This is a genomic window from Streptomyces murinus (genome assembly GCF_002154555.1).
In the GTDB taxonomy this organism is placed as follows: domain Bacteria; phylum Actinomycetota; class Actinomycetes; order Streptomycetales; family Streptomycetaceae; genus Streptomyces; species Streptomyces murinus.
Window position 1 is genome coordinate 1 of sequence record NZ_MUNF01000405.1, and the last position, 4,905, is coordinate 4,905.

The following is a 4,905-nucleotide window of genomic DNA, read 5'->3' on the forward strand; positions in this document are numbered from 1 at the left end:
CGCCCTGCTCTCGACGCCCGGTACTCGACCCAGGCCCGCACCAGCCCGACGAGGGCGAACGGCAGCGCGCCGAAGGAGATCGGTACCGACGTCCATCGCGGTGTGCCTCGCCCGACGCGCCGACAGAACCCATGAACTGATCCGAGCAGTGGCGCGGAGGGGGCGGGCGGCGGGAGGCCCCCGGCCGACGGTCACGTCGACGGCACGGGCATCCCGCCCCGGGTTGTCCATGGCTACCCGAACGTTCCAGGCCCCCCGCTCTCCCTCCAGGTGCACGAAGCGGATGACGCTCTCGACGTCGCCGATGACCAGACGCCGTCGTCCAGCAGGAGTGACCGCCGAGCACGGTGGTGAACGCAGGGTCGGCCCACCCCGCAACACCCGAGATGTGTATGCGCTGCCTGCACAGATGAGGTTGAACAATCGACCAAATCTGGCGGTCGCACACCGCATCGGTCGTCGTGCGCCGGGTGTACCGGGGCGGGATGACTCTGGCGAGCGAGCTTCGTCAGCTGGGGAGTCCGGCAGCCTCCACCTGACGGTCGCGGACCTGACCGAGCGACAGCAGCCGGCGCTGTCGGTATCGCGGCTCAGCGCCTGCTGCCGTCCCGACTGGTGTGCAGGTCTTCTCGCATGCGGACGCGGAGTATGGCAAGGGCAGTGTCATCACCGTGGTGTCCTTTCGGATACGCAGGCTCAGTGGCCGGGACGCTCTCCATCACGCGATCACGCAGGTTGCGTAAGCGGCGGAAGGTGCCCTCCGAGGCGGCCACGACGTGATCGGGCGGACTGATGGTCATCTGGTACCTCAGCCCAATACACGGGCCGAAGGCTTCCCGGGCCACGTCGCCGCAGGCGTGACGGGCTTCGGAAAGGTTCCAAGGTAGCCCTCGTACAGCGTGCGACGTGCCTGCGCCTCCCGACCAGATCCTGCCGCGGCCCCGAGACGGCGGTCCCACATGCATCGGTTAGGCCGTGTCCGACGGGGCGCGGGACTGCCTCAAGAGCTGCTCGGGGGTATCGCTCTCCGCTCCGGCTTCAGACATGTCTGAAGAGGGCGAGTCGATCGATGTGCCAAGCTCGGCCATCCGCTGGCGCAGCACTGCCAGGGGCCGGGCAGAGGAACGTTTTCCGAATACGCCGAGGAAGACGCTGACAAAGGCCATGATGAAGACCCATGGCGTCAAATCATCGGGCAGGATGTGTAGTTGGAGTAGTGCGTAGACAATGGCCGAACTTGCCGCGAGTCCTAGGGCCTGTCTGACAATTCCCGTCTGCCGCGCGACGCCATGCACGCACTCTCGCGGCACCGGGCGCAGACCCAAGTACGTCCAGTACGAGGGCCTACGCCCGGCACCCCGAGAGCACGCACCTGACGCCGCGCGGCCGCCCTCCGGGCGACGACGGGAATTGTCAGACAGGCCCTAGCGCGGTGATGGCTGCAAGTCGCCTCCCCTCCCGCTGGTCCTGGCCGACTTCGGACGGAAGGTCCTGCTCGTCAAGTAGTTGTGTGACACGCGGCGTGGCAAGACGAGTGGCGTGGTCAGGGACTGGAGTCCGAGCGTCCGTGCTGCGTCTGGTCCAGAGAGCAGATCGCCCTGCGTCGCCCTGAGCGCCGCTTCGACGCGCCGCAGATGCTGCGTGATGACCTTTTTGTGAGCGGGGTGACGTGTGAGTCCCGTCCCTCTTCCGGCTGCACGCCAGAGGGTTGAGAGAAGCATCTCAAGTTGCTGGTCCAGGCGCTCCAAGAGGGACTCCTGCTCGTCTCCCGGCGCAGCCAGAAACGCCCCGCACGTCTCTGCGACGGCAAGGGCGGGCGGGACCGGGCGAGCGGTCCATGCGGGCGTCTTACGGGCGACCCTTTTCGTACATGCACAAAGAAGGGCTGCGGGCCCGAACATGCACGCAGCCCACACCACGGCAAGGGCGATCACAAAGACCACGGCCTCCACCACGCCGAGGATTCCGGGCGCAAACTGCGGACAGACGGATCCAGTCAGTATCGGGTGCCTCGCTGTATAGCCGGAAAGCCCCTGGAGGGCTGTCAGCCAGACGGTCCAACCCGCCAGGAGAACAGTGAGGGCGGTCATGAGCCGCCACCACGGGGTGGCACCCACTGCGCGTTGGTAAACACGTGCCAGTACTGCCCAGTCCGTGCCGTCCACGCTGAACGAGTGTGTGTGGGCGGCACGGCGGACGTTGGCGACCGCCTGCGCGCCACGAGGCACCGCTCTCGATCGTGAGGGTGACGTCTTGCCATGCTGTCATCGCTGCGTTTGAAGCAGCCACCAGGTCCTCCTTGAGGGGAGTTGAAAGGGGAGCGAAACGATCGTGCCCTTCCTGCGCGGTGGCGACGATTCCGGATCTGCTCTGCGGCGCTGTCCGCTCTGTGTCGAGGCTTTGGCTCCCCGGGGCGGTATGCCGTAGGGCTTGTTCGACGGGCCAGAGGCTCCGTTCGTGGCGCATACCAGCTAACTCGGACAACTAGGCATGACAGGCCCATGCGTTGATATGTCATATGATCATTTAGTGCGCCTCGGGGTGTGCCCGAGGTGTGGGAATCCTCGACGGCGGGCCTGTCCAAGCTGCCCTCCCCGTGGTGTCACACCGACCGAACCACCACGGGGAGCAATGAAGCACCGCCTCATTCTCAGACTGGCCGCCCTGACCACCGCTCTCACGGTCCTCCTGACCGCCGGAGCGACCACCGCCTCCGCGGCGACTGCGGCCGGCACGGCAGCCGCGAAGAGTCCGAAGACCACCTGCGACAACACGCCGTTGGACAAACGACTGACCTGCCTCGCGGAACTCGGCCGCGTCTCCATCTACGGAATCCCGGTACTGCTCATCGTCGCCCACGGCACGCACGCTGTCGTGGACGAGCACCGGGACGACACGTTTTTGAAGGCGGACGTCGAAAAGCACATCAACCAGTACGTGAACCTCCTGGAGGCCAAGGCACTCCTCCTGAAGAGCGACAAGCTGTCACCGGAGGCCAAGGTCAAGATCAAGGACCTGGAGGGCCAAGCCGAGAAGAAGCTGCGCGAGATCAGCCTGGACCTCGGTCACGGCGTCGAGACGACGGTCGCTCTCGGCCGTGCCGTCTATTACGGCACTCTGGCGGTCAACGCCATCGCGGACTTCATCACGGATCCGGAACTGAAGAAATCCCTTGATGACATCAACAAGGGTTTCGATCGGATGAACCGCGGCCTCAAGACGATGAACTCCGGCGTGACGGAGGTCAACAAAGCCCTGGACGAGATGAACGCGGGCATCGACAAGGCCAATGCCGGCATGAAGAAGGCGAACGAGGGGATCGCCGAGGCGAACCGGGGAATGACGGAGCTCAACAAGGCGGTTCCGCAGATCGCGGAGGCCGCCCAGAAGCTCCGCGAGCTTCCCGTGCTCGGCAAGTTCGACTTCTCCAAGGCGTTGAAGGACTTCGGCAAGGGCGGCTCCCCGCTCGACGATCCGGTCTCGCAGGCCGTCACCTCCGCCCTGCTCGACCTGCTGCCGGGCATCGGTGACGGCAAGGGCATCATCGAGGCGATCACCGGTAAGGGCACCGTCACCGGCGAGAAGCTGGGCGTGACCGACCGCCTGCTCGGCTCGGTGATCCTGCTGCGCTGGATGAAGGCGGGCAAGGGGATCATCAAGGCCGACGAGCTCAGCAAGGCCATGAAGGCGGAGAAGGCCACCGGTAAGATCGACGGCTGGCTCTCGCGCACGGCTTACGACAAGGTTCCACCGTCACTGAAGGAATTCGAGGCGGTCAACAACAAGGGAATCGGCTACCGCTGGAACGATGGAAAGGGTAACGGCGTCCGTATCGACCAGGGTGACAAGAACAACTCGCAGGTCTACCAGCAGGTCGACCATGTCGTCATCAATTCGGGCGGCAAGGTGATCGGCCGCGATGGAAAGCCGATCAGCGGCTCCATCAAGGAGAACGCGCGGGCCGCCCACATTCCCTTGGACGAATGGCTGAAGTGGAAGGAATGGAACAAGCCGTGACCGCACGACATGACATCACGCTGCCCGAGATGCGCTCCGAGATCCTCGGATCCGTACGCGCCCTCGCGGACCCGGAGTACCAACGGCGCGTGTGGATCGAGCACCGGTACCCGACGCCGGACTACTACGACGATCTGACCCTCACCGTCAACATCCTCTACGACGACACCACCGTCCTCGCCGACCCGCAGGCCGCGCTCGGCCGGACCCTGTCCAGCCGGGCGGAGGTAGAGGCCATGAGCAGCCTGGCGTCCGCACTGACCCGCGCACTGGACGAGGTGGGCCGCGATCAGCCGGACGAACGGTATCTGGCCTCCGCCGTCTGGCCGTCCGTCGTCGAAGCCGCGTCCGCAGCCCTGGAGGTACTGACGGCCGCCGACTGACCAGTGGCTACTTGGCTACTGCCCTGGTGACAGAGCGAGGCGCCGCTTCCGGGCCTGTTGCCGGCCGTGAGCCGGCCGAGCCACAGACACACCGTGGCCACGGGCCCGGAATGCCTTGACGGCATTGGTCGTTCGCGCTCGTCAAGCCGTGCCGCTCCACCGAAGGTGTCCCAGAGCCCCTCGGTTCGCCGTACAAGCCGAGTCCGGAGACGGCGGCTCGCCTCCCGGGGCCAGTGCCTCACCGATGCCTGCCGCACGGATCCGAGTGAGCCATGTGCCCGCATCTCACGTGCAGGACAGTACGCCGCGACGTGTTTGCCCTTCGCGCCAGCGGCAACGCGGAGTTCATGACTCAGATGAACAGTGGCACCAATCAGGAATCCGTGAACAAGGCCCGGCGGGCGACCGCCAAGGTGACCGCGCCGGCGGCGAAGGCGGCCGGGAAGGCGGCGGAGAAGTCGGATGATGTGGCGGCGGAGGCCGTGGGGGTGGCGGAGCGCACGGC

The 4,905-nt window shown here is 65.9% G+C and carries 2 protein-coding genes; both read left to right on the plus strand.

What is annotated here, in order from left to right:
- Nucleotides 1-2,631 precede the first annotated feature (2,631 nt).
- Entirely contained in the window at nucleotides 2,632-4,017 is a 1,386-nt protein-coding gene (locus tag CCN72_RS23920; RefSeq protein ID WP_158101399.1) for a pre-toxin TG domain-containing protein, read from the plus strand.
- Nucleotides 4,014-4,400 carry an SCO4402 family protein gene (locus CCN72_RS23925; RefSeq protein WP_086809457.1) on the plus strand — a complete coding sequence of 129 codons (387 nt, stop codon included), beginning with the start codon at nucleotides 4,014-4,016 and terminating at the stop codon, nucleotides 4,398-4,400. The genes CCN72_RS23920 and CCN72_RS23925 overlap by 4 nt, the downstream gene beginning before the upstream one ends.
- Nucleotides 4,401-4,905: the final 505 nt, after the last annotated feature.

What these genes read in the sequence shown, in the direction of transcription:
- CCN72_RS23920 (WP_158101399.1), top strand. Translation starts at nt 2,632, where the DNA reads ATGAAGCACCGCCTCATTCTCAGACTGGCCGCCCTGACCACCGCTCTC.